Below are 23,795 nucleotides of genomic sequence, written 5' to 3' on the forward strand. Positions count from 1 at the left end.
GGATGCGGGGGCGCTCAGGCAAGCCCCGTGAACAGGAAGGCCGCGCTCACTGCGGGCGCGGCAGGCCGGTGACGGTCGGTGGAATGGCCGGCGCCGGTGCCGGCGCGGGTGGTGGAGCCTTGTCGCGGCTGCGTTCGATCACTTCCACCTTGGGCTCCTTCCATGGACCGGTCACCTTGTAGGTACGGGCGCCAATCTCGCCCAACGGCTTGGACAATACCGCATTGGTGGCCGCGCCCAACGCCGCTCCCACCGGGCCACCGGCCACTGCCCCCACCACGGTCAGCAGATTGCCGGCACGCGGGTTGACGTCGATGGTCTGGTCGAACTGCTGGTTGCGCAGGTCGGCCTGGCCGCGGATGGTGATGTTGGCTGCCGGGCCTTCGATCAGCACCTTGTCGGTGCGCGCCATGCCCTGGCCGAACTGCATGCTGCCGTCGATCTGGTTGAACGCGAAGCCCTTGGAGAAGAAGTCGCGGAAGTCGAACATCAGGCGCCGCGGCAGCTGGGTCACGCTGAGCAGGCCCAGCACGCGGCCAGCACCCGGCTCCAGCTCCAGCAGCTGGCCGTTGCGTGCGTGCAGGTCCAGGCGGCCCTGCAGGTTGCCCAGCTGGAAGTCCGACGGCCCCCCGCTCCAGGTGGCCTGCAGCTGGGCCTGGCCGGAGCCACCACGCAGCTGGCCGCCGTAGTCCAGGTTCTGCATCAGTCCGCCCAGATCCTCGCTGCGCACCTGGGCGGTCAGCTCGGTGCGGGCTCCGCCGGCACGGCCCAGCCAGCGACCGCTGATGTCGATCTCCTGGTCCGGCGCGCGGAAGCGCAGCTCGTCCACGTTCAGGCCATTGGCCAACGGTCGTGTGCGCAGCACCGCCTGGCCCAGCACCACCTTGCCGAACTTGAGGTCGGCGATGTCCAGCGCGAACGGCGGCAGCTTGGCCGGGTCCATATCGTTGGCGCCGGCCTGGACCCGGGCGGGTGCGGCCGGTGCATCCGGAGCTGCCGGCAGCGATTGCCAGTGCACACGGTCGAGCTGGCCGCTGATGGTGCCGCCGTCAGCATTGGGGACAGTCAGGCGCCCGGCCAGCGACGGGCCCGCCAGGCGCACGTCCAGCGCCTGCGCGCCCGGATGCAGCTGCAACCGGGTCTGCTCGAAAACGCCACCGATCAGCTTCAATTGACCGACCTGCACGTCCACCGCACGCAGCGGCATCGTGTTGTCATCGCTGCCGCCCCGCGCCAGGCCGATCCACTCCAATGCGTCCAAGGTCGGGCTGCGGCCGTTGACGGTCAATCCGCTGGGCGGCGGCTCGCGATCGACATGGTCGCTGCCCAGCGTCACCTGCACGCCGGTCTGGTTGTTGTGGCTGCGCGCGGCCAGCGCCAGGCGCTGGCCGGACGCCACATCGATGCGGCCGGCACCCATCGGCAGCTGTGCGGCTACGGTGGTCGCCAGCGGCTCGGCAGCCGGTTTGTCCAGCGGCGCCGGCAGATCCAGCCGGGTGCCGACCAGATCGGAGCTCAAGCGCAGCTCGCTGGGCGGCGCAGGAGCACCTGGCGCCACCTTGGGAAGGTTGACCGCGATGGTCCACGGCGAGGTCCCGGTGATGTAGGGCTTGAGCCAGGCCATCTCCGGTGCGCGGTCGATCAGCACGCCGGCGTCAAGCGTGGCCGACAGCTTCGATTCGAAGGCCAGTCTGCTGTCGTGCACGTAGCCACCAGCACGCAGGCTCAGGCGGCCGTCCTGGCCGAGGTGGCGCACCGACAGTTCCTCGGCATCGAAACCGCCATTGCTGTAGCGCGCCTGCCCGTGCATGTTGTCGAAGGCGAGCTGGAAACGCTTGTCGACCAGCTTCACGCCGGCCAGGTCAACCGTCCCCTGCAGATGGCCACCGCCTTCATCGTGGTGCAGCGGTTGCAGCAGATCGAAGGTCACATGCGCCGGGCCCGCTGCGGTGAGGTTGTCCAGGGTATCGCCATAGTCCTTGTGCAGCGGGCTCTGCCGCAGCATGGCCAGCAGTCTGCCGGCCTCGCTCTGTGCATCGGCGCGCACGTACAGCGGCTGCTGCCCGAAATCCTGGATGCCCGCCTCGAACTTCTGCACCGCCACGCCGGCCAGGTCGCCGCGCCCATGCATGTCGAAGCCGGGGCCGATGAAGGCGATATCGGCATCGACCTGGCTCATCAGCGGCCAATCATGCTGGAAGCGGATGTCGCCATTGGTGATGTGGCCGGTGGCCTCGAAGCGGCCATCGTTGTTGTCGAACGGCCAGTCGTCCAGGTCACCGGTGACCAGGCCGACGCCGCCACGTACCTGGCCGCCGGCCAGTGCCATGTCCAGCCAGTCGGTGGCGCCCTTGCTCATCTTGGAGTGGATCCAGAAGCGCTTGGCCGCCGTCATCGGCACGTCGTCCAGCTTGGCGGCCAGCTGCAGCCACGGCCGCGTACCGTCGCCCTGGAACCACACACCGCCGCGCACGTCGGCCGCATAGTCGGTACCTTCCACACGCATCGCCGGCGTCCCGATCCGCCAACCACCGCCCTCGTCGCGCCAGCCCACGATCTGCCCGGCCAGCTGCAGGTCGTGGCGCACGCCGAAGCCGGTGGGCCAGTCGAACTGCAGCTGCCGTTGCGGCTGCAGCTGCAGGCTGAAGCCGTTGGCATCGCCTTCGAAACGCCCGCCAAGGCCGCGCAGCCCCGGTGAATTGCCGACGCTTGCAAAGCCCAGCGACTGCAGTTCACCCTGCGCCCACAATGGGCCATCGCGTTCGCCGGCCAGCTGCAACGCGCGCACGTCCAGCTGCGGCCTGGACAGGAACAGCCAGCGACGCAGGCCCGGCTCAAGGCGATCGCTCAGGGCCAGCGCACGCAGCGCGATGCCGGCCTGCACTTCACCGGAACGCACCCGCAGCTGTTTGCCGACCTGCAGCTGCAGGCCATCGAGGCGCTGCTCGCCGTCTTCATTCTTCAGCCGCAGCCGCGGTACCTGCAGCGCCCAGCCCTCGGCCTGGCGCTGCCAGCGCAGGCGGGCCTGCAGTCGCTGCAGCTGCAGCTGCGGCGCCGCCATGCCGGGTATCGGTGCGCCATCGATGCGCACGTCGCGCAGGTCCGAATCCGTGGTCACCGCCACCGGCACGAAATCGCGCAGGGTCAACCACAGGTTGAGTTCGCCCTTGCCCTCGCGCAGGCGCACACCGCCGGCCGCCAACAGCGGAGACCAGGCATGGAAATCGACCGGATCGGCGCCCAGCCAGGCCTCGCCGTTGCCACGCGTGCGGTCCACATCCAGCACCGCAGTCAATGGCAGCGCTTCGGCCTGGGCCCAGGCGCGCACGCCCACGCGCAGGCGATCGCCATTGACCCGCAGGCGCAGGTCGATGCGCGGCAGCGTGGTGTCGATGCCCAACGTCGGCGAGTGCACGCCCAGGCGCCCCCCGATCACCTGCAGCTCGCCCAGCCGGCGCAGCGCATCCAGCGGATCTCCACCGTCGGCGGACTGTGGCAGCCCACGCACCGACCAGCGACCGCTTGCATCCTGCTGCAGATCCAGCGCCAGCCCACGCAGGCGCAACTCGGTCAGCGAACGGCCAGGCAACAGGCCGCTGTACATCGATACCAGCACCTCGGCCTCGCCAATGGCCAGGCCGCGGCCCGCGCCGATATGCAGGCCTTTGAGCTGCAGCAACGGGCCACGACGGGTCCAGGCCGTCTGCAGCTGGTCGAAACGCACCGGCTGGCCGGCACGTTCGCTCAGCCAGGCCGCAATCCTGTCGGGGTGGCGCTCGGCCAGCGGCAGCAGCTGGCTGAGGGTGCCCACCAGCAGTGCCAGCCCGACCAGGCCCACCGCGCAGGCGGCAATGAGATGACGGCGGATCCTTCGCAGTCGCAGGCGCGGCGGCGCGCTCATCGGCCACCGCCGGCCTGCAGCCGGCGAGGATCAGAGCAGAACGACATCGAACTGCTCCTGCAGGTATTGCTCGTCCGCCTGGAAGCGGATGCTCTTGCCGAGGAATTCCTCCAGCTCGGCCACCGCCGCCGATTCCTCGTCGGTGATGCGCGCGACCACCTTGGTCGAGGCGATCACCAGCAGGCGCGCGGCGTCGAACTGGCGCACCGCGCGGGTGATCTCGCGGAAGATCTCGTAGGTCACCGTCTCGGTGGTCTTGATGCTGCCGCGGCCGCTGCACTGCGGGCAGGTTTCCGACAGCTGGCGCTCCAGGCTTTCCACCGTGCGCTTGCGGGTCATCTCCACCAGGCCCAGCGGCGAGAAGTCATAGACTGTTGTCTTGGCATGGTCGCGCGCAAGCGCCTTTTCCAGCGTGCGCAGCACCTGGCGGCGGTGCTCGGCATCATCCATGTCGATGAAGTCGATGATGATGATGCCGCCCAGGTTGCGCAGCCGCAGCTGCCGCGCCACCGCCTGCGCAGCCTCCAGGTTGGTGCGGAACACCGTTTCTTCCAGGTTGCGCTGGCCGAGGAACGAACCGGTATTGACGTCGATGGTGGTCATCGCCTCGGTCTGGTCGATCACCAGGTAGCCACCGGATTTCAACGGCACCTGCTTGTCCAGCGCGCGGCCGATCTCGTCCTCCACCCCGAACATGTCGAAGATCGGGCGATCGCCGGAATACAGCTCCAGCTTCTCGGCCAGCACCGGCATGTACTTGGCGACGAAGGCCTGCAGCTGGCCGAAGGTCTCCTTCGAGTCCACCTTCACCTTGTCCACGTCCTTGCGGATCAGGTCGCGCACCGAACGCAGCGGCAGGCTCAGGTCTTCATAGATGATGCTGCACGAGGGCGCTTCGCGGCCACGGCGCTCGACCACGTTCCACACGCGCGACAGGTAGGCGATGTCCTCGGCGATGGCCTCGGCCGGCTGGCCTTCGGCGTTGGTGCGCACGATGTAGCCGTAGCCGCCGTGCTGCGCCGACAGCTCGGTCACCAGCGCCTTCAGGCGGGCGCGCTCGGCTTCGTCCTCGATGCGCGCCGACACGCCCACCACCTTGGACTGCGGCAGCAGCACCATGTAGCGCGAGGGAATGCTGATCTGCGTGGTCAGGCGTGCGCCCTTGGTGCCGATCGGGTCCTTCACCACCTGCACGACGATGTCCTGGCCGTCACGCAGCAGCTCGACAATCGGCACGCTGGCCGGCGGCGGCAGGGTGGTGTTCTCGGTATCGGCACTGGCCACCGGCGCCGGCCGCACCACGTCATTGGCGTGCAGGAACGCGGCGCGCTCCAGCCCGACTTCGACGAAGGCGGCCTGCATGCCGGGCATGACCCGCTGCACCTTGCCCTTGTAGATGTTGCCGACCACACCCCGGCGCCAGCCACGCTCGATGTGCAGTTCCTGCAGCATGCCATTTTCGATCACCGCGACCCGGGTCTCGCGCGGGGTCACGTTGACCAGGATTTCCTCAGACATCTGCAGCCTCCCTGGCGGCATCGGCGGTGGGGGCCGGCACGCCGCAGCGCGCCAGCAAACGATCGGTGTGCAGCAACGGCAGCCCCATGACGCCGGAGTAGCTGCCGGACAGGTGCTCGATCCAGCGCTCGGCCCCGCCCTGGATGGCGTAGGCACCGGCTTTGTCCAGCGGTTCGCCGGTGGCGACATAGGCGGCGATGTCGGCAGCGTCGATCGGGGCGAAGGTCACTTCGGAAATGACCAGTTCGCTGTCCAGCCCGTCCGCGCCGACCACCACTACGGCCGTCATCACCTGGTGGGTACGCCCGGCAAGACGCGCCAGCATCCCCCGGGCATCGGCAGCGTCGGCGGGCTTTCCAAACACCTCGCCATGCAGCACCACCTCGGTGTCCGAACCAAGCACCCGCGCCTGCGGGTCATTGGCCAGCACCCGGGCCAGGCCGGCGCGTGCCTTGTCGGCGGCGACCCGGCAGACGTACTGTTCGGCGCTTTCAGCGGGCGCACGCTGCTCGACGACCTCCAGATCCAATGGCTGGAAGGGGCGTCCGAGTCGGGCCAGCAGCTGGTTGCGTCGGGGGGAGCGGGAAGCTAGGTAGAACATCGGCACAGCATAACCTGAGGCCGCCACCTGAATCGTCGGCAACCCGTCCCGGAACGCGTTCAACCCCGAACGGACTCACAACGCGTTCATCGCTACGACACCACCCTCAACGGCACAACAAGGAGATCCCATGCGCCTGACTGCCACCCCGCTGCTGCTCGCCCTGTCCCTCGCCCTTGGAACCTCGATGACCGCCCATGCCGCTCCGTCCTCGCCATCGATCGCCGCACCGGCCGAGGGCACGCTGCTGAACATCTCGGCCAATGCCGAGGCCACCCGCGTGCCTGACGTGGCCACGCTGTCGGCCGGCGTGGTGAGCCAGGCTGCCGATGGCAACAGCGCCATGCGCCAGAACGCCCAGCAGATGGACAAGGTGCTGGCCGCGATCAAGGCCGCCGGCATCGCCGAGCGCGACGTGCAGACCAGCGGCGTCAGCCTCAACCCGCAGTACCGCTACGCCGACAACGAAGCGCCGAAGATCACCGGTTACCAGGCCAGCAACACGGTCAGCCTCAAGGTGCGCGACATCGCCAAGCTCGGCAAGGTGCTGGACGCGCTGGCCGCGCAGGGCGCCAACCAGATCAACGGCCCGAGCTTCGAGATCGACCAGCCGGAACCAGTGTATGACGAAGCCCGCCTGGCTGCGCTGAAGAAGGCCCAGGCCCGCGCCCAGACCTATGCCAAGTCACTGGGCCTGCAGGTGCGCCGCATCGTCAGCATCTCCGAGAACAGCAATGGCGGTTTCCGCCCGATGCCGATGATGCGCACCATGGCGGCCGGTGCGGCGATGGACAAGGCCACCCCGGTCGCGCCGGGTGAATCCACCGTCTCGGTCAACCTGGACGTGGTGTTCGAACTGGGTCGCTGAGCCGTTGGTCATTGCCGACAGAGGCGGGTTCCCCAGGGGACCCGCCTTTTTTCGTGCATTCCGACGGCAGTGGCTGAAGGCCAGCCCAACACGGCTGCCCCTGCCTCTATGCAGTGGCCGCCCGGGCGCGCTACTGATGCACTGCCAGCCGCGTGCGGCAACCCCGCCACGGGCCCTGGTGCGTTGAGGACTTCGTCACTGGCATGGAGGTGGACCATGGTTCGTACGTATCCCGTTGCATCCCTGCACTTCGACCCCGCCCGCGTTGCCGCCTGGAGCGCGGCGATCGCCCTGCACCTGCTGGCCTTCCTGTTGTTGCTCATCCCTGCGACCTACCAGGCCGTGCAGGCCCCGCGTGAAAAGACCACGGTCAGGCTGATCGAGAAGATCCCGCCAACGCCGCCGCCCCCGGTGCTGGAACAGCCCAGGGAGGTCGCCCGGGTCGTACCGAAGCCACAGACGCAGCCGGCCGCGCCGCCGCTTCCAGCTCCTACCGCAACCGTGGAAGAAGCCCAGGGCATCGCGCTGCCGGCCGCCGAACCGGCCCCGCCCCAGCTTGCACCGAGCATCGATACCTCCGCACCACTGGCCGGTGCCCAGCTGCAGTACCGCAGCGCCCCGCCGCCGGCCTATCCGCTGGCGGCATTGCGCAACCGCGAACAGGGCACTGTGCTGTTGCGGGTAGAGGTGGACACCCGCGGGCAGCCGACGGGGGTCAGCATCGAGCGCAGCAGCGGTTCGCGCAGCTTGGACCAGGCCGCGCGCCTGCAGGTGCTCCGGCACTGGCGCTTCGAGCCGGCCCAGCGTGATGGCGTGGCGGTACCGGCCATCGGCATGGTGCCGGTGCAGTTCTCGCTGCCGGAGTGAAGTGATCGCCGGCCCGGCCACCTGCCGGGCCGGCGCTTCCCTGCACGTGCCAACGGACGGAACCGGATCAACCGTTACCGATTAAGCAAAAATTCACGACTTCGTCACCTACCGGAAACCTAGATTGATCCGTCCCGGAATCTTCCGGAGACAGCCCTCAACGCTACGGTTTTCCAGTTAGGAGAGAAGCTGTGAAACACCTGATCCAACGGCCCGCCAGCCGCCGCCGCAGCACTCTGGCATCGTCCATCACCCATATCCTTACCGGCAGCACCCTGTTGCTGGTTGGCGCCGCGGCTTCCACCTCCGCCTTCGCGCAGGACAAGGCCACCAACCTGGACCGCATCACGGTCACCGGTTCGAACATTCCGCGCACCAACACTGAAACGCCGTCGCCGGTGCAGGTAGTAACCCGCCAGGAAATCGACCGCACCGGCAAGACCACGGTTGCCGAATACCTGCAGACCCTGACCGCTGATGGCTCCGGCTCCATCCCCAAGACCTTCGGCAACGGCTTTGCCGGCGGTGGCGCCGGCATTTCGCTGCGCGGCCTGGGCGCGGGCTCGACCCTGGTCCTGTTGAACGGCCGCCGCATGGCCACCTACGGCCTGGCCGACGACGGCCAGAAGGTCTTCACCGACCTGAGCACCATTCCGCTCGATGCCGTCGAGCGCGTGGAAGTGCTCAAGGACGGCGCCTCGGCAATCTATGGCTCCGATGCCATCGCCGGCGTGGTCAACATCATCCTGCGCAGCGACTTCCAGGGCGCCATCCTGCGTGGCTCCTATGGCCTGTCCGGTGACAGCGATGGCGACGCGAAGAAGGCGACCCTGACCGCCGGCACCGGCGACCTGGCCACTGACGGCTGGAATGCCTTCTTCAGCCTGGACGTCGGCAAGACCGACGCGATCAAGATCAGCGATCGCAAGAACCGCAAGTGGATCGGCACCGGCGACATCCGTCCTTGGGGCTATGGCAACAATGCCCAGTTCCTCGGCGGCGCCTACCTCAATGGCCGCACCAGCGGAGGCGTCGGTCCGAATGGCTCGGTGTATGACGACCGCAATGTCACGGCGACCAATCCGGCAAGGCTCGTGCCACTGCCCGGCTGCCAAGGCCTGACCACCATCCCGGGCCAGACCGACGCGTCAGTGGCGGCCCAGGGCTGCCTGTGGGATCCGGCGCAGCAGTTCCGTGATCTCACGCCTGAAGAGAAGTACGTCAACGTGTTCGGCCGCGCCAGCTTCGCCTTCGGCGAAGGCGGCGAGGTCTACACCGAGATCGGCTACTCGAAGAAGGAAACGATCTTCAGCAACACACCGTCCGGCGTCTCCGGCAGCTGGGGCTATCCCCTTGGCCCGCGCAATGCCAGCAGCGGCCCGGGCGCCGTGGTGCTGTCGCCGACCCATCCCGACAATCCGATCCAGGGCCAGGCCTCGCGCCTGCGCTACTCGGCCTGGGATGTCGGTCCGCGCGTGACCAACAACACCAATGAGTTCAACCGCTTCCTGGTCGGCGTCAAGGGCAACTGGGGTGACTGGAGCTACGACACCGCCTACCTGCACTCCGGTACCGATCTGGTGAACAAGCGCACCGGGTTCCTGCGCTACAGCGCTGTACAGTGCGCGCTGGGCAACCCGAACTGTGCCGGCGGCGTGTGGCGTATTGGCGACAATGCCAACCTCAACTCGCAGGCGCTGTACGACTTCATCTCGCCGACCATCAGCGCACGCGCCAAGTCCAGCCTGGACATGTTCGACTTCACCGTGTCGCGCAGCCTGATGGACCTGAAAGGTGGTCCGCTGGGCCTGGCAATCGGTACCGAGTGGCGCAAGACCAGCAACAGCCTGACCCCGCAGACTTACACCGACCAGGGTGACATCATCGGCCTGGGCTATTCGGCCTATGACGGTACGCAGAATGTCTACGCCGGCTACGTCGAACTGTCGGCACCGGTGCTGGAGCAACTGGAACTTTCCGGCGCGCTGCGTTACGACAAGTACGAAAGCGGCGAAGGCAAGGCCACGCCGAAGCTGGGCATCAAGTGGACCCCAGCCGACTGGATCGCTCTGCGTGCCAGCTACGCCGAAGGCTTCCGCGCCCCCAACCCGGCCGAGAACGGCGATGGTGGCCTGGCCGCCTTCTCCAACGCCCGCGATCCGGTGCGCTGCGCCGTCAGCCCGCCGGCCGATGTCGGCACCAACTGCAGCTCGCGCCCGGTCGCGATCATCACCCGCCCCAACAAGGACCTGAAGCCGGAAGAGTCCAAGAGCTACTCGGTGGGCATCGTGCTGCAGCCGACCTCCACCACTTCGATGACCGTGGATGCCTGGCAGATCAAGCGCACCAACGAAATCGCCCAAGGCTCCACGGCCGATGCCATCGCCGCCGGCAACGTGCTGCGTGACATCGACCTGATCAACGGCATCGCTGGCACCGGCAGCATCCTGGCGGTCAACACCGCGTACATCAATGCGGCATCCACGCGCGTGCGCGGTATCGATACCGATATCCGCCAGACCTTCGATATCGGCCCGGGCCAGCTGGAAATGGACCTGCAGTGGAGCCATGTGCTGAAGTACGAGCGCACCGACTCCGACGAGACCTTCGACTATGCAGGCACCCACGGCAACTGCGACGTGACCAACTGCATCGGTACGCCAAAGGATCGGATCAACTTCGGTACCACCTGGCGTCAGGGGCCGTGGAGCGTGAGCGGCGTCGCCAACTACATCTCCAAGATGGACAACAAGGATTTCCGTGGTCCGGAGGGTTCGTACCAGTTCTCCTACGCCGACGGTACCGACGTCACCAAGATCTCCTCGTTCACCACCTTCGATTTGTCCGGCCGCTGGAACATCACCGAAGCCTTCGAACTGAACGCCTCGGTGCAGAACGTGTTCGATCGCATTGCTCCGCTCGATCCGACCACCTACGGTGGCGTGAACTACAACCCGCTGCACTTCAGCGGCGCCATCGGTCGCTACTTCACCGTCGGCGCCAAGTACACCTTCAAGTAATACCGTTCAACGCATCAACTTCGGAGGCCCGGGCAGCAGCCCGGGCCTTCGTCGTTGCACGCCTTGCATGCACGTTCACGGGCACGTGGCTACCGTGTGCAAGCGGCACTACCGCCGCAGGGGATCACCATGGCCACGACATCGCAACGCCTGGGCCTGCCCGCGTTGACTGCACTGGTAGTTGGCTCGATGGTAGGCGCCGGCATCTTCTCATTGCCGCAGAACGTGGCGCGCAGCGCCGGGCCGGCCGCCGCGCTGATCGGCTGGGCGGTCAGTGGCGCCGGCATGCTGATGCTGGCCTTCGTGTTCCAGGCCCTGGCCAACCGCCGGCCGGATCTTGATACCGGCATCTACGCATACGCGCGTGAGGGCTTCGGCAACTACATCGGGTTCTCTGCGGCCTGGGGCTACTGGGTCGCCTCGGTGCTTGGCAATGCCAGCTTCTTCGTGCTGATCTTCAGCGGCCTCGGCCATTTCCTGCCAGTGTTCGGCGAAGGCAACACGCCTGCCGCCGTGGCGGCGTCGTCAGTGCTGCTGTGGACCGTGCACCTGCTGGTGCTGCGTGGCCTGCGTACGGCGGCCATTGTCAATGGCCTGGTGACGGTGGCCAAGCTGCTGCCGATCACGCTGTTCCTGATCCTGGCAGCAGGTGCGTTCCGCATGGAGGTGTTCCGTGCCGATTTCCTTGGCACGCCCGCGCTCGGCGATCTCGGCCAGCAGCTGCGCGGCATGATGCTGGTGACCGTGTGGGTATTCATCGGCATCGAGGGCGCCAGCATCTATTCACGGCGTGCGGCGCGCCGCGCCGACGTTGGCCGCGCCACGGTGATCGGTTTCCTGGGGGTCTGGCTGCTGCTGGTGCTGGTCAGCCTGCTGTCGATGGGCGTGCTGTCGCAGGCCGAACTGGCCGGGCTGCCCAATCCGTCGATGGCCTATGTGCTGCGCGCCATCGTCGGCGAATGGGGCGCGACGGTAATCATCATCGGTTCGATCATCTCCGTCCTCGGTGCATTGCTGGCCTGGGTGCTGCTGTGCGCCGAAGTGCTCTATGCCGCCGCGGGCGACGGCACCATGCCCGCCTTCCTCGGCCGCGAGAACGCGCGTGGTGTGCCGGCCAATGCACTGTGGTTGAGCAATGGCCTGATCCAGTTGTTCCTGCTGCTGGTGCTGGTCAGTTCGGGCAGCTACACCGGGCTGGTGCTGCTCGCTGCGTCGATGAGCCTGGTGCCCTACTTCCTGTCCACGGCATTCGGCGTGCAGCTGGCCTGGCGCGGGCAGGCCTACGCCGATGAGCCCAGTGTGCGCTGGCGTGATTTCGCGGTTGCGCTGCTGGCCAGTGCGTACGCGCTTTGGCTGGTGTATGCCGGCGGCCTCGACAACCTGCTGTTGTCGGTGTTGCTGTACGTGCCCGGCGTGGTGCTGTTCGCACTGGCCCGGCGCCAGCGCGGCGAGCTGGTATTCACGCGTTGGGAATGGGTGCTGTTCGGCGCGATCCTGGCGGTGGCGATCGCCACGCTGGTCGCGTTCTGGAAGGGCCTGATTACGCTGTAGCGCCGAGCCCATGCCCGGCTTCGAGGATGCAGCCGAGCATGGCCTCGGTTCTACAACACGAAAAAAAAACCTGCATCTTGCGATACAGGTTTCTCAAGGTGGCGCCCGAAGTTGGACTCGAACCAACGACCCCCTGATTAACAGTCAAGTGCTCTAACCGGCTGAGCTATTCGGGCAGACGACTAGTATAACCATTCTTCACGCGCGATGGTAGGGGTGATTGGCGATCATTGCGGCAGCCCGATACAGCTGCTCGGCCACCACCAGCCGCACCAGCATGTGCGGCAGCGTCAATGGTCCAATCGACCACTTCTCATCGGCCAACGCGGATACTTCCGGCGAATGCCCTTCCGGGCCACCGATCAGGAACGCCAGGTCCCTGCCCTGCCCGCGCCAATGCTCCAGGCGTTGTGCCAGCTGTTCGGAGCTGAGCTGGCGGCCCGGCACATCCAGCGCCACCACATAAGCGTTCTTCGGCAGCGCAGCGATTACCCGCCTGCCTTCATCCTCCGTGGCGCGGCGCGGATCGCGGCCCTTGCCGCGCAGGCCAGGCTCGATTTCGACCAGCTCGAACGGCAGCCAGTGCGACAGCCGCTTCTGGTACTCGGCGAAGCCCTGCGCGACCCAGCTGGGGGCGCGTTCACCGGTGGCGATCAGGCGGGCTTTCATCAGCGGTCCTCCAAAACGTCGACGGCGCCATCGGCGCCGTCGAAGGGATGCATCATCGTGTGGCTCAGGCCACTTCGTCGTCGCTGGACGGCGGCTGGTCGCCGACGGTCCACAGGCGCTCGAGGGCGTAGAACTCACGCACGCGCGGCAGCATCACGTGGACGATCACGTCGCCCAGGTCGACCAGCACCCACTCGGCCTCGCGCTCGCCTTCCACGCCCAGTGGCATCACGTCCAGGTTCTTGGCGAAGCGCACGACTTCATCGGCAATCGACTTGACGTGGCGGGTCGAGGTGCCCGAAACGACGATCATGTAATCGGCAACGCTGGACCGGCCGCGCACGTCGATCTCGACCAGGTCCTTGGCCTTCAGGTCTTCGGTGGCTTGGCGGACGCTGGCCAGCAGTTCCGGCACGGACGGCGGCGGGCTGGGAAGATCGACCTTGATGGTCTGGGGCTGGGTCTGGTTGCTCAAAGTGGATCGACTCGATAAACGTGGGGGCGATTATACGGGGATGGCGCGGCCGCGCCATTCACGCCGTGGCCGGGCGGTACAGCCCGTGTGCAGCGACATAGTCGGCCACGGCCGGTGGCAGCAGTGCGCGCCAGGGGCCGCCAGCGGCAATCTGCGAGCGCACGGCGCTGGCTGATTCCTCGCGCAGCGGGTGGTGCAGGCGCAGGACGCGCCCGGCCGGGCTGGCGAACAGGGCCTGCTCATTGTCGGCCCAGCGCCCTTGCAGGGCACGCCCCAGCTCGCCATCGATCGACGCCTGCAACGGACTGCCCGGCCGTTCGGCCACCACGAAGTGGGCCAGGTCGAACAGGGCCTCCCATTCGTGCCAGCCGGACAGGCCCAGCAGGCTGTCGGCGCCCACCAGCCAGGCCAGCGGCCGGCTCGGGCCCAGCTCGCCACGCAGCTCGCGCAGGGTGTCGACGGTGTACGACGGACGACCGGGACAGCGGGCGGCACGATCCAGTTCGCGGCGGTCCAACAACAGCCCCGGCTCGTCGCCGATGGCCAGCGACAACATCGTGCAGCGCTGCTCAGCGGTGGCACCGGGCACCGCGCGGTGCGGCGGATCGGCGGCCGGCAGCAGGCGCACGGCGACCTGCAGTTCATCACGGGCCGCACGCGCGATCGCCAGGTGCCCCAGGTGCACCGGATCGAAGGTGCCCCCGTAATAGATCCGCAGGCTCATTGCTCAGGCCCGCGCCAACAGGCGCACGGCACGCGGTTCGGCCACCACCACCAGCAGGCGCTCCAGCGCCAGCCAGGCATCACCCTCGGCGCGGCCCTTGGCGATGCGGTCAACCAGCCCGGCTTCGGCCACGAAGCGTTCCCAACGCTTGCTTTCCGGATGCCGTTGCAGCGCGCGCTTGTACGGGGCCTGCCGCGATTCCCAGATACCGCGCGATTTCATTTCAGCCGCCAGGTTGCCGCCACGGGCCTGCACCCGGGCCAGGCCAGCGCCCGCCAGCAGCTCGCGGATCACCATCGGCATCAGCGCAGCCACCGCCTCGCCCTCGCCGCGCAGTCCGGCCAGCATGCGCAGCACCGCCGGCGGTTGGCCGGAAAAGGCCGCTTCCACCAGCCGGAACACGTCATAGCGGGCGGCATCGGCCACCAGCGACTCCATGCGCTCCACGTCCAGCGGCTGGCCATCGGCCAGCAACGCCAGCTTGTCGATTTCCTGGGCAGCAGCCAGCAGATTGCCTTCCACCCGCTCGGCCAGGCGCTGCACGGCGGCAGGATCGGCACGCAGTCCCTTGCCACGCAGGCGGCGCTCGATCCAGTCCGGCAATTCATGCGGCTTGACCGCCCAGGCCACCGACAGCACGCCGATGCGGTTGATCGCTTCGGCCCACTTGCCCTGGTGGGCCTTGCTCCATTCACTTGCGGTGATCATCAGCACGACGTCCGGCGCCGGGTTGGCACAGAACTGGCTGATCACTTCGGCCCCGTCCTTGCCAGGCTTGCCGCTGGGCAGGCGCACCTCAACCAGGCGGCGGGCACTGAACAGGCTGGGCGCGTTGAAGCTGGCGTCGAGCTGGTTCCAGTCGAAATCACGGCCATCGGCGTCGAACACTTCACGTTCGCCGATGCCGGCGGCGCGTGCGCGTGCGCGGATGGCGTCAGCTGCCTCCAGCACACGCAGGGTTTCCGGGCCGGCAATCAGGTAGACCGGCGCCAGCGCGGTATCAGCGCCCTGGCTGGCCAGCTGCTCCGGACGCAGTTCCATGGCCGCGGCTCAGTGCTTGGCTGCGGGGACCGGCTCGGCCGGTACCGCGCCTTCAATCGGCTTGGCTTTCGGCGCCGACAGGCTGCCGCCCTTCTCGAGCTCGGCACGTACCACGCTGTCGATGCGGCGGATGATCGAGGCGGACATTTCCCGGCGCAGCTCGTTGGCCAGGATCTCGCGTTCGGTGGTGGTACCGGTGGCGTCGGTCGGTGGCGACACGTAGTCACGCGAGAGCTCGATCACCTGCTGCGGCACCAGTTCGCTGCCATCCTCGCGACGGAAGATGAAGATCACCGCATAGCGCAGGCTGTACTCCTGGGCGCGGCCCTGCGAGTCGATGGCGATCGGCAGGTCGCCCCAGCGCTCGGACAGCACCTGCAACTGGGTACTGGGTTCGTTGCTGTCCTCATCAGCCAGCCTGGCACCGGAAGCCAGCAGGCTGCGGTTGAGCAGCTTGACCAGTTCACTGTACGGGGCGGTGGATACCACCTTCACCGGGGCGGTGTCGGTGGGCAGCATCAGCTTGTTGCGCAGATGGAAGCCGCAGCCGGCAAGGCCGAGGACAAGAACGAGGGCAAGCAGGATTCGGGTCATGGAGACAGTCTGGCGGAGCCGGGCGATCACGGCAACACACAGCCTGCCCGAAGCCGCGTGAATGCAGGGCCATCAGACGCCTGGCCCTGCACCGGAATGGCACCGGCCACCTCGCGGGCGCCGGTGCGGATACATCAGGCGGCGACGATGTTCACGATCTTGCCCGGCACGATGATGATCTTGCGCACCGTCAGGCCTTCCAGGAACTTGGCCGCGTTGGGCTCGGCCAGCGCCAGTGCCTCCACCTGCTCGCGCGCGGCGTCGGCCGCCACGTCGATGGTGCCACGCAGCTTGCCGTTGACCTGCACCGCCAGGGTCAGCGCGTCGCGCACCAGCGCACTGGCATCGGCCTGCGGGAACGGTTGGTCTTCCAGCAGCGTCTCCGCGTGACCCAGCACCTGCCACAGGGCGTGGCTGGCATGCGGGGTGATCGGGTTCAGCAGCAGCACGATGGCCTGCAGCGCTTCCTGGCGCACCGCACGGCCCTGCTCACTGCCGTCCTCGAACTTGGCCAGTGCGTTCATCAACTCCATCACCGCAGCGATCGCGGTGTTGAAGCTGTGGCGGCGGCCGTAGTCGTCACCGACCTTGCCGATGGTTTCGTGGGTCTTGCGGCGCAGCGCCTTCTGGTTGGCGTCCAGTGCTGCAACATCCAGCGCCGGGGCGGCGCCGTCGGCGGCATGCTTCTGCACCTGGGCCCAGAGGCGGCGCAGGAAGCGGGCCATCCCGTCCACGCCGGCCTCGTTCCACTCCAGCGACTGTTCCGGCGGCGCGGCGAACATCGAGAACAGGCGCACGGTGTCGGCGCCGTACTTGCCGACCATCGCCTGCGGGTCCACGCCGTTGTTCTTCGACTTGGACATCTTCTCGGTGCCACCGACCACCACCGGCTGGCCGTCGGCGATCAGGGTGGCGCCGGTGATGCGGCCGCGCTCGTCACGCTGCACTTCCACATCGGCCGGGTTGATCCAGTCCTTCGAGCCGTCCGGGTTCGGGCGGTAGTAGGTCTCAGCAATCACCATGCCCTGGCACAGCAGGTTGCGCGCCGGTTCGTTGCTGTCCACCATCCGCGCGTCGCGCAGCAGCTTGTGGTAGAAGCGGAAATACATCAGGTGCAGGATCGCGTGCTCGATGCCACCGATGTACTGGTCCACCGGCAGCCAGTAGTTGCCGCGCTTGTCGACGGCGTCACGGGCACCCGGCGAGGTGTAACGGGCGTAGTACCAGCTCGACTCCATGAAGGTGTCGAAGGTATCGGTCTCGCGCTCGGCCGCACCGCCGCAGTCCGGGCAGGTGGTCTTGCGCCATTCCGGGTCGGTCTTGATCGGCGAACCGGTACCGGCGAACGCCACGTCTTCCGGCAGCACCACCGGCAGCTGTTCTTCCGGCACCGGCACCGCACCGCACTTGGCGCAGTAGATCACCGGAATCGGGCAGCCCCAGTAGCGCTGGCGGCTCACGCCCCAGTCGCGCAGGCGGTAGTTGACGCGGCGCTGGCCCTGGGCCTTGCGCTCGAAGCGTTCGGCCAGCGCTTCGAACGCGCCCTGGAAGTCCAGGCCGTCGAATTCGGCCGAGTTGACCAGCTCGAAGGCACGGCTCTTGTCGCTGTACCAGTCCTGCCAACGGCTGCCGTCCCAGGTGCGCTCTTCGTCGGTGCGCGGATCCTTCAGCGCGATGACCTGCTTGATCGGCAGCCCGTACTTGTTGGCCACTTCATTGTCGCGCTGGTCATGGCCCGGCACCGCCATCACCGCGCCGGTGCCGTAGCCCATCAGCACGAAGTTGGCGACCCACACCGGGACCGGCTCGCCGGTCACCGGGTGCAGCGCGCGCAGGCCGGTATCCATGCCGCGCTTTTCCTGGGTTTCCAGCTCGGCTTCAGACACCCCCCCCTGCTTCAGGTCGACCAGCAGCGCGGCCAGTTCCGGATTGTTCTTCGCCGCGTGCAGCGCCAGCGGGTGTTCGGCGGCAATCGACACGAAGGTCACGCCCATCACCGTGTCCGGGCGGGTGGTGAACACACGCAGCGGGTCCAGCGCGCTGCCGTCGACATCGCGCACGTCGAACTGGATTTCCAGGCCTTCGGAACGGCCGATCCAGTTACGCTGCATGGTCTTGACCGATTCCGGCCAGCCGTCCAGCTCGTCCAGGCCATCCAGCAGCTCCTGGGCATAGTCGGTGATGCGCAGGAACCACTGCGGGATCTCGCGCTTCTCGACCAGGGCACCCGAGCGCCAGCCGCGGCCGTCGATGACCTGCTCGTTGGCCAGCACGGTCTGGTCGACCGGGTCCCAGTTCACCACCGCATTGCGGCGATAGGCCAGGCCCTTGCGCATCAGGCGGGTGAACATGCGCTGCTCGTGGACGTAATAGTCCGGGCGGCAGGTGGCGAACTCGCGCGACCAGTCGATGGCGTAGCCCAGCGACTTCAGCTGGCTGCGCATGTGGTCGATGTTCTTGTAGGTCCACGCCGCCGGCGCGGTCTTGTTCTTGATCGCGGCGTTTTCCGCCGGCAGGCCGAACGCGTCCCAGCCCATCGGCTGCAGCACGTTGTGGCCGGTCATGCGCTTGTAGCGGCTGATCACGTCGCCAATCGTGTAATTGCGCACGTGGCCCATGTGCAGCGCACCGGACGGGTACGGAAGCATCGACAGGCAGTAGTACTTCGGCTTGTCCGAAGTCTCGTCGACCTCGAAGGCACGGGTAGCGTCCCAGTATTGCTGGGCGGCGGATTCAACCTGCTGCGGGTCGTAGGCGTTGGTTTCAGCGCTGGTCATGGAACACGCGGATGCGGCGGCAAAGCGGTACAGCGTACCGCAGTGCGGCAAACGTCTCCAATCCTGCCCGCCGGAGGCAGGCGCCGCGACGCCCCGGGAGGCGTCTCAGCGTGGGCGCGACAGCGGCAGGGCCGCCCCCAGCCAGACTGCCCAGCACGCAAACGCCAGCCGTTGTGCCAGCGGCGCCGGCAGTACGCCCTGCAGGGCAAACGCGGCCAGCGCGGCCAGCATGCCGCAGCCCAGCGCCAGTACGCCCAGCGCGCGGCCATGCACCTGGCGCAGACCGGATACGGCCAGCAGCAGGGTTCCGGCGACAAAACCCAGCACCCAGATCATCCAGGCGCTGGCATGCAGTTGGCTGGCCGGCCCGTGCAGGTCATCCACATCCAGCGGCAGCAACCCCATCGCGGCGAAGGCCAACCCGGCCAGCAGCAGCATCTGGCTGCCCACCCGTGGCGCCCAGCCGGCGGTTGCCGGCAGCCCGCGGCGCAGGCACTCGGCCACGATCGCCGCCAGCAGGCCCGGCAGCACGAAGCCCAGCAGATTGAAGGCCAGCGCATGCGGCACCCCCTGCGCGCCCAGCAGTGCCACCGGATGACGGGCTTGTGCGTAGCCGTCCAGGCCGGCGCCGAAACCGATCACCGCCAGTACAAACAGCAGCGCGGCGACCAGGCCAGGCAGGCGCAGCAACGGTGACAGGGACGACATGCAGACTCCGGAAAGTACGGCGAGAGGAAGACTGCATTGTCAGGCATTTACCACAACCCGGGTTGAGACCGGCATCGATCGTCACCATAGAATCGGACTCCAGACGCCAAACGATGCCTCCCCCATGACCGAGACGACCTACGTATTCGACGCCACCACTGCGACCTTCGAGGCCGAAGTCCTGCAGAAGTCGCTGCAGACGCCGGTGCTGGTCGACTTCTGGGCCACCTGGTGCGGGCCGTGCAAGACCCTGGGCCCAATGCTGGAAAAACTGGCCGCCGAGTACAACGGCGCCTTCGAACTGGCCAAGGTCGATGTCGACAAGGAACAGCAGATCGCAGCGGCCTTCCAGATCCGCTCGGTGCCGACCGTGTTCCTGGTCAAGGGCGGCCAGCTGGTGGATGGCTTCCCGGGCGCGATTCCGGAAGGCCAGCTGCGTGAGTTCCTGGCCCAGCACGGCATCGTGCCGGCCGATGTCGGCGACGCCGCGCCCGAAGATGACGCCCCGCTGGACCCGCAGGCGCAGGTCGATGTGCTGCGTGCCCAGATCGCCGCCGAGCCGGACAAGGACGAACTGAAGCTCGACCTGGCCCTGGCCCTGCTGCAGATCGGTGGCGTGGACGAAGCCGGCACCCTGATCGACGGCCTGCCCGCCAATCTGGCCACCGACGACCGCGCCGTGCGTGGCCGCGCCCGCCTGGCCTTCGCCGCCGCGCTGAAGGATGCCCCGGCCGCTGAAGTGCTGGACGCCCGCATCGCCGCCGATGGCAAGGACCTCAAGGCCCGCCATCTGCGCGGCGTGCAACTGTTGCTCGGGGGCCATGACGAAGCTGCGTTGGCCCAGTTCCTGGAAATGCTGCGGATCGACCGCACGTTCGAGGAAGGGCTGCCGCGCAAGGCCCTGATCGACGCCTTCAATGTGATCTCCGACGAGGACCTGGTCGGCCAGTACCGTCGCCGGATGGCCTCGCTGCTGTTCTGAACGGGAGCCGTCCTCGTTCAGAATCCCTGCACTGAACGCGGGCAATAATGCACTGGATGGCGGCCGTGCGGCCGCCACGATCCGTTCGGGGGGATGAGGTCGGGGCCATGGGGTCTTGCAGCTGCGCCCCCGCATTGCCGGGATTGCAAACTGTGACCTTCGTCCGCTCGCTGTCGTTCGCCATGCGCTTCCAGGGCGCGCTGCTCTGCGCTCTTCTCTTCCTGCCGGCCATTGCCGCGGCCCAGGACTGGAACTACCGGGTCCGTCCCGGCGATACCCTGTGGGACCTGGGTGGCCTGTATCTCAAGCCCTCGGTACGCTGGCAGCAGCTGCAACAGCACAACCGCATCGACAACCCCTACCAGCTGCCGCCGGGGCAGCTGCTGCGCTTCCCGATCAGCTGGCTGCGCATCGAACCAGCCCCCGCCCGCGTGCTGTCGGTAAGGGGCAAGGTCGAACTGTCCGGCGCCGATGGCAGCGCCACGCGCGCGCTACTGGCCGGGGAACAGCTTCGCATCGGTGACACGGTGCAGACCGAGGGCGACTCCAGCGTCACGCTTGAATTCGCCGACGCTTCCCGCCTGCAGCTGCGCGAGCATTCCCGGCTGCGCCTGGACCAGCTCAGCCGTTACGGCCACACCGGCATGGTCGATACCCGCGTGCGCCTCCAGCAGGGCCGCGCCAGCAACCGGGTGACGCCTGCCCGTGGCCCCGCCTCGCGCTACATCATCGATGCACCTACGGCGACCAGCAGCGTACGCGGTACCGTATTCCGGGTCAGCGCCGGTGACGCCGGCCACGTGGCTGCCACCGAAGTGCTGCAGGGCAAGGTGCAGGTCGGCAACATCCACGGCAAGCGCCTGGTCCAGCCTGGACAGGCCAGCCTCAGCAGCAGCGCCGATTCGGCGCCGGATGCTGTCTCCGCGCTTCTTCCAGCACCGCAGCTGCGCAGCGACGCCATGCGCCTGGCGCCCTTGCCGGCCCTCCTCGCTTGGGACCCCGTCGACGGCGCCGCCCGCTACCGCGTTGAAGTGGTGCTGTCGGCAACGCCGGAAATCCTGCTGTTTGCCGCCACCACCACCGATACCCGGCTGGCGATCGGCGACCTGCCCCCCGGCCAGTTGCGCATCCTGTTGCGCGCCGTGGATGCGCAGGGTGTGGAAGGCCTCGACGCCAGCGCCGATTTCGAACTCGGCGACCAGCCCCCGCCGCCACTGACGGTGGCCCCGCTGCACGGGCAGACCATCAACAGCGACCGACCGCGCTTCCGTTGGAGCCAGGCGCCCGGTGCGCGCAGCAGCGTGCTGCAGATTGCCGCCGAGCCGAACTTCGAGCAACCGCTGCAGGAACAAAGCACCCCGGGCACCGACCTGCGCCTGGCGCAGCCGCTGCCGCCCGGCCAGTACTTCTGGCGGGTGGCCTCGCGCGATGGCAACGGCCACCAGGGCCGCTATGGCCAGGCCCTGCCCTTGCAACTGAGCAATGAACCGGTCGACCCGGCCCTGCAGCCGCCTGAGGCCACGCGTGGCGAACTGACCCTCCGCTGGCAGGCCGGCAGCGAAGGCCAGCGGTACCGGGTGCAGGTGGACCGTCGAGGCGACTTCCGGGCCCCCCTGGTCGACCAGACCGTAAGCGAGCCGCAGGTCAGCTTCAAGCAGCCGTGGAGCGGCACCCTGCATGTGCGCGTGCAGTACATCGACGACGACGGGCATGCGGGCGAGTACTCGCCGGCCCAGCAGATCAAGCTGCCTTGCCGTCTGTGCTACGGCGCTGGTGGCGGCGCCCTGCTGCTGTTGCTGTTGCTATGAGGCGCTCGCCGCTGCCTTGGTCGAAGCGGATTCTGCTGGCACTGCTGGCCGGCGTGCTGACGGTGATCGCCAGCCACGGCCAGTGGCTGTGGCGCCAGGACGAAGCCGCCTATGACGCCATGGTTGGGAATTGGGAGTACCGCCCCGACCCCAGCGTGCTGATCGTGGCCATCGACGAGGGCAGCCTGCAGCGCATCGGCCAATGGCCCTGGCCCCGTTCGGTCCATGCGCGCCTGCTGGACCGGCTGACCGACGCCGGCGCCGAGCGCATCGCACTGGACCTGATGCTGTCTGAGCCGGATCGACGCGACAGCCAGCAGGACGATGAACTGGCCACAGCGATCCGCCGCAGTGGCCGGGTGGTGCTGCCAGTGCTGGCGGCGCCGGCCGCCGGCGACCGCATGGCCGAGGAAATGCTGCCGATTCCGCAGATCGCGAGCAGTGCTGCGGCAATCGGCCATACCGATGTGGAAGTGGACGGCGATGGCGTCGCGCGCGGTGTGTATCTGCATGCGGGCATCGGCAAGGCCCATTGGCCGGCATTGGGCCTGGCGCTGGCCGACCTGCCGCCGGGCACGGTGCACGGCCTGCCCGATCCCGATCCGCAGATCGGTTCGCCCTATCAGTGGCGACGCGACGACTACGTGCGCGTGCGCTATGCGGGGCCGCCCGAGCGCCTGCCGCAGGTGTCCTATGCCGACGTACTTGATGGTCACGTGGACACGGCGATGCTGCATGGCCGCCGCATCGTGGTGGGCATGACGGCCAGCGGCATCGCACCGCGGCTGTTGACCCCGACCACCCGCGAGTACTGGATGAGCGGCAGCGAATACCAGGCCAACATCGCGTCGATGCTGCTGCAGCACAAGCAGATCGATCTGCTGCCACGCCTCTGGCAGCACGCCATCAGCGGCGTGCTGGCCGCGTTGTGCGTGCTCCTGCTCGGCCTGCGCCTGCCATGGCTTGCCGCACTGTGCTCGCTGCCGCTTCCACCGCTGCTGAGCTGGTTGCTGTTGCGTGCCGGTGACCTGTGGTGGGCACCGGCAAGCGCAATGCTGGGCATCCTGCTGGTGTTGCTGTCCTGGGCGATCTGGCGGATCTCGGCCTGGCACCGCCAAGCCAACCGTGATGCGCTGACCGGCCTCGGCAATCGCCTGCGTTTCGAGCAGTCACTGCAGCAGGAATGCGATGCCGCGCGCCGCAGTGGCAGGTCCTTGAGCCTGGCACTGATCGACGTCGACCATTTCAAGCGCCACAACGACCGCCACGGGCATCAGGTCGGCGACCGCGTGCTGCGCGATGTTGCACGGCTGATCGGTGCGCATGCTCGGCGCCCACGCGACATGGCCGCGCGCTACGGTGGCGATGAGTTCGCACTGGTGCTGCCGGATACCCCGGCCGAAGGCGCACGCCAGGTCATCGAGGACCTGATCGCCTGCGTGCGTGCACTGCCGGCCCCCGGTGATGGCAGCGACGGTGCCGTCACCCTCACCATCGGCGTGTTCACCCGCGTGCCTGACGGCACGCTGCAACCGCATCATTTCGTCGAAGGCGCCGACGCCGCGTTGTACCAGGCCAAGGCCAACGGCCGCGACGGGTATGTGATCGACGACAAGGCGTGACCCTCGCCGCCGCCGGGGTGCAACATACGCATGCGAATGGCTAGACTGGGCGCCTCGCCCTGCGTCCCC

At 67.7% G+C, this 23,795-nt stretch carries 17 protein-coding genes and 1 tRNA gene; 7 read left to right on the forward strand and 11 right to left on the reverse strand.

Annotated elements, in window-relative coordinates; all coding sequences use genetic code 11:
• Nucleotides 1-46: 46 nt before the first annotated feature.
• Genes AC5P6A_RS14705 through AC5P6A_RS14715 form a run of 3 tightly spaced genes read right to left on the reverse strand, consistent with a single transcriptional unit; the run spans nt 47 to nt 6,020 of the window.
• Nucleotides 47-3,901 (reverse strand): YhdP family protein, encoded by a 3,855-nt coding sequence (locus tag AC5P6A_RS14705; protein WP_495222330.1) that lies wholly within the window; start codon nt 3,899-3,901, stop codon nt 47-49.
• A 30-nt stretch (nt 3,902-3,931) separates the two neighbouring features.
• On the reverse strand, nt 3,932-5,419 hold the full coding sequence (gene rng / locus AC5P6A_RS14710) for a ribonuclease G (protein ID WP_019662105.1): 1,488 nt from the start codon (nt 5,417-5,419) through the stop codon (nt 3,932-3,934).
• Nucleotides 5,412-6,020 carry a Maf family nucleotide pyrophosphatase gene (locus AC5P6A_RS14715; RefSeq protein ID WP_346715157.1) on the reverse strand — a complete coding sequence of 203 codons (609 nt, stop codon included), beginning with the start codon at nt 6,018-6,020 and terminating at the stop codon, nt 5,412-5,414. Before AC5P6A_RS14715 ends, rng begins: the two co-directional genes overlap by 8 nt.
• 130 nt (nt 6,021-6,150) lie before the next feature.
• Here AC5P6A_RS14715 and AC5P6A_RS14720 point away from each other — a divergent pair, with 130 nt between their 5' ends.
• The 4 genes from AC5P6A_RS14720 (at nt 6,151) to AC5P6A_RS14735 (ending at nt 12,326) form a co-directional block, all read left to right on the forward strand.
• Complete coding sequence (locus tag AC5P6A_RS14720) at nt 6,151-6,888, forward strand: SIMPL domain-containing protein (RefSeq protein WP_021204307.1); 738 nt, start codon at nt 6,151-6,153, stop codon at nt 6,886-6,888.
• A 216-nt stretch (nt 6,889-7,104) separates the two neighbouring features.
• A complete protein-coding gene (locus tag AC5P6A_RS14725; RefSeq protein ID WP_019662108.1) occupies nt 7,105-7,755 on the forward strand; it encodes an energy transducer TonB in 651 nt (216 codons plus the stop codon).
• A 191-nt stretch (nt 7,756-7,946) separates the two neighbouring features.
• Nucleotides 7,947-10,775, forward strand: a complete 2,829-nt coding sequence (locus AC5P6A_RS14730; RefSeq protein ID WP_021204309.1) for a TonB-dependent receptor — start codon at nt 7,947-7,949, stop codon at nt 10,773-10,775.
• A gap of 129 nt (nt 10,776-10,904) precedes the next feature.
• Nucleotides 10,905-12,326: a basic amino acid/polyamine antiporter gene (locus AC5P6A_RS14735; protein ID WP_058982163.1), complete on the forward strand. Its 1,422-nt coding sequence runs from the start codon at nt 10,905-10,907 to the stop codon at nt 12,324-12,326.
• 99 nt (nt 12,327-12,425) lie between these two features.
• Here the strand turns inward: AC5P6A_RS14735 and AC5P6A_RS14740 are convergent.
• The 8 genes from AC5P6A_RS14740 to AC5P6A_RS14775 all read right to left on the reverse strand — a co-directional run bounded on the left by AC5P6A_RS14740 (nt 12,426) and on the right by AC5P6A_RS14775 (nt 19,314).
• Nucleotides 12,426-12,502: transfer RNA gene (locus tag AC5P6A_RS14740), tRNA-Asn, on the reverse strand.
• A 22-nt stretch (nt 12,503-12,524) separates the two neighbouring features.
• Nucleotides 12,525-12,995, reverse strand: a complete 471-nt coding sequence (rlmH, locus tag AC5P6A_RS14745; RefSeq protein ID WP_019662111.1) for a 23S rRNA (pseudouridine(1915)-N(3))-methyltransferase RlmH — start codon at nt 12,993-12,995, stop codon at nt 12,525-12,527.
• 64 nt (nt 12,996-13,059) lie between these two features.
• Complete coding sequence (rsfS, locus tag AC5P6A_RS14750) at nt 13,060-13,470, reverse strand: ribosome silencing factor (RefSeq protein ID WP_005410536.1); 411 nt, start codon at nt 13,468-13,470, stop codon at nt 13,060-13,062.
• 58 nt (nt 13,471-13,528) lie between these two features.
• A complete protein-coding gene (gene nadD / locus AC5P6A_RS14755) occupies nt 13,529-14,194 on the reverse strand; it encodes a nicotinate-nucleotide adenylyltransferase (protein WP_019662112.1) in 666 nt (221 codons plus the stop codon).
• Between the two features lie 3 nt (nt 14,195-14,197).
• Nucleotides 14,198-15,235, reverse strand: a complete 1,038-nt coding sequence (holA, locus tag AC5P6A_RS14760; protein WP_019662113.1) for a DNA polymerase III subunit delta — start codon at nt 15,233-15,235, stop codon at nt 14,198-14,200.
• A 9-nt stretch (nt 15,236-15,244) separates the two neighbouring features.
• Nucleotides 15,245-15,829 (reverse strand): LPS-assembly lipoprotein LptE, encoded by a 585-nt coding sequence (locus tag AC5P6A_RS14765; protein ID WP_019662114.1) that lies wholly within the window; start codon nt 15,827-15,829, stop codon nt 15,245-15,247.
• 134 nt (nt 15,830-15,963) lie between these two features.
• Nucleotides 15,964-18,606, reverse strand: coding sequence for a leucine--tRNA ligase (gene leuS, locus AC5P6A_RS14770; protein WP_164145222.1), 2,643 nt, complete (start codon nt 18,604-18,606; stop codon nt 15,964-15,966).
• A gap of 105 nt (nt 18,607-18,711) precedes the next feature.
• Entirely contained in the window at nt 18,712-19,314 is a 603-nt protein-coding gene (locus AC5P6A_RS14775) for a DUF998 domain-containing protein (RefSeq protein ID WP_019662116.1), read from the reverse strand.
• 124 nt (nt 19,315-19,438) lie between these two features.
• Between AC5P6A_RS14775 and trxA the strand changes: the two genes are divergently transcribed.
• The 3 genes from trxA (at nt 19,439) to AC5P6A_RS14790 (ending at nt 23,726) form a co-directional block, all read left to right on the forward strand.
• Entirely contained in the window at nt 19,439-20,296 is an 858-nt protein-coding gene (gene trxA / locus AC5P6A_RS14780; protein WP_495222331.1) for a thioredoxin, read from the forward strand.
• A gap of 107 nt (nt 20,297-20,403) precedes the next feature.
• Entirely contained in the window at nt 20,404-22,104 is a 1,701-nt protein-coding gene (locus AC5P6A_RS14785) for a FecR domain-containing protein (protein WP_180876515.1), read from the forward strand.
• Nucleotides 22,101-23,726 carry a CHASE2 domain-containing protein gene (locus AC5P6A_RS14790; RefSeq protein ID WP_058982155.1) on the forward strand — a complete coding sequence of 542 codons (1,626 nt, stop codon included), beginning with the start codon at nt 22,101-22,103 and terminating at the stop codon, nt 23,724-23,726. Before AC5P6A_RS14785 ends, AC5P6A_RS14790 begins: the two co-directional genes overlap by 4 nt.
• Nucleotides 23,727-23,795: the final 69 nt, after the last annotated feature.

Source organism: Stenotrophomonas sp. YJH_SMC_20 (genome assembly GCF_059367845.1).

Coding starts and splice junctions, on each gene's coding strand:
- AC5P6A_RS14705 (WP_495222330.1), bottom strand. CDS start 3,901: ATGAGCGCGCCGCCGCGCCTGCGACTGCGAAGGATCCGCCGTCATCTC.
- rng (WP_019662105.1), bottom strand. CDS start 5,419: ATGTCTGAGGAAATCCTGGTCAACGTGACCCCGCGCGAGACCCGGGTC.
- AC5P6A_RS14715 (WP_346715157.1), bottom strand. CDS start 6,020: ATGTTCTACCTAGCTTCCCGCTCCCCCCGACGCAACCAGCTGCTGGCC.
- AC5P6A_RS14720 (WP_021204307.1), top strand. CDS start 6,151: ATGCGCCTGACTGCCACCCCGCTGCTGCTCGCCCTGTCCCTCGCCCTT.
- AC5P6A_RS14725 (WP_019662108.1), top strand. CDS start 7,105: ATGGTTCGTACGTATCCCGTTGCATCCCTGCACTTCGACCCCGCCCGC.
- AC5P6A_RS14735 (WP_058982163.1), top strand. CDS start 10,905: ATGGCCACGACATCGCAACGCCTGGGCCTGCCCGCGTTGACTGCACTG.
- rlmH (WP_019662111.1), bottom strand. CDS start 12,995: ATGAAAGCCCGCCTGATCGCCACCGGTGAACGCGCCCCCAGCTGGGTC.
- nadD (WP_019662112.1), bottom strand. CDS start 14,194: ATGAGCCTGCGGATCTATTACGGGGGCACCTTCGATCCGGTGCACCTG.
- holA (WP_019662113.1), bottom strand. CDS start 15,235: ATGGAACTGCGTCCGGAGCAGCTGGCCAGCCAGGGCGCTGATACCGCG.
- AC5P6A_RS14765 (WP_019662114.1), bottom strand. CDS start 15,829: ATGACCCGAATCCTGCTTGCCCTCGTTCTTGTCCTCGGCCTTGCCGGC.
- leuS (WP_164145222.1), bottom strand. CDS start 18,606: ATGACCAGCGCTGAAACCAACGCCTACGACCCGCAGCAGGTTGAATCC.
- AC5P6A_RS14775 (WP_019662116.1), bottom strand. CDS start 19,314: ATGTCGTCCCTGTCACCGTTGCTGCGCCTGCCTGGCCTGGTCGCCGCG.
- trxA (WP_495222331.1), top strand. CDS start 19,439: ATGACCGAGACGACCTACGTATTCGACGCCACCACTGCGACCTTCGAG.
- AC5P6A_RS14785 (WP_180876515.1), top strand. CDS start 20,404: ATGGGGTCTTGCAGCTGCGCCCCCGCATTGCCGGGATTGCAAACTGTG.
- AC5P6A_RS14790 (WP_058982155.1), top strand. CDS start 22,101: ATGAGGCGCTCGCCGCTGCCTTGGTCGAAGCGGATTCTGCTGGCACTG.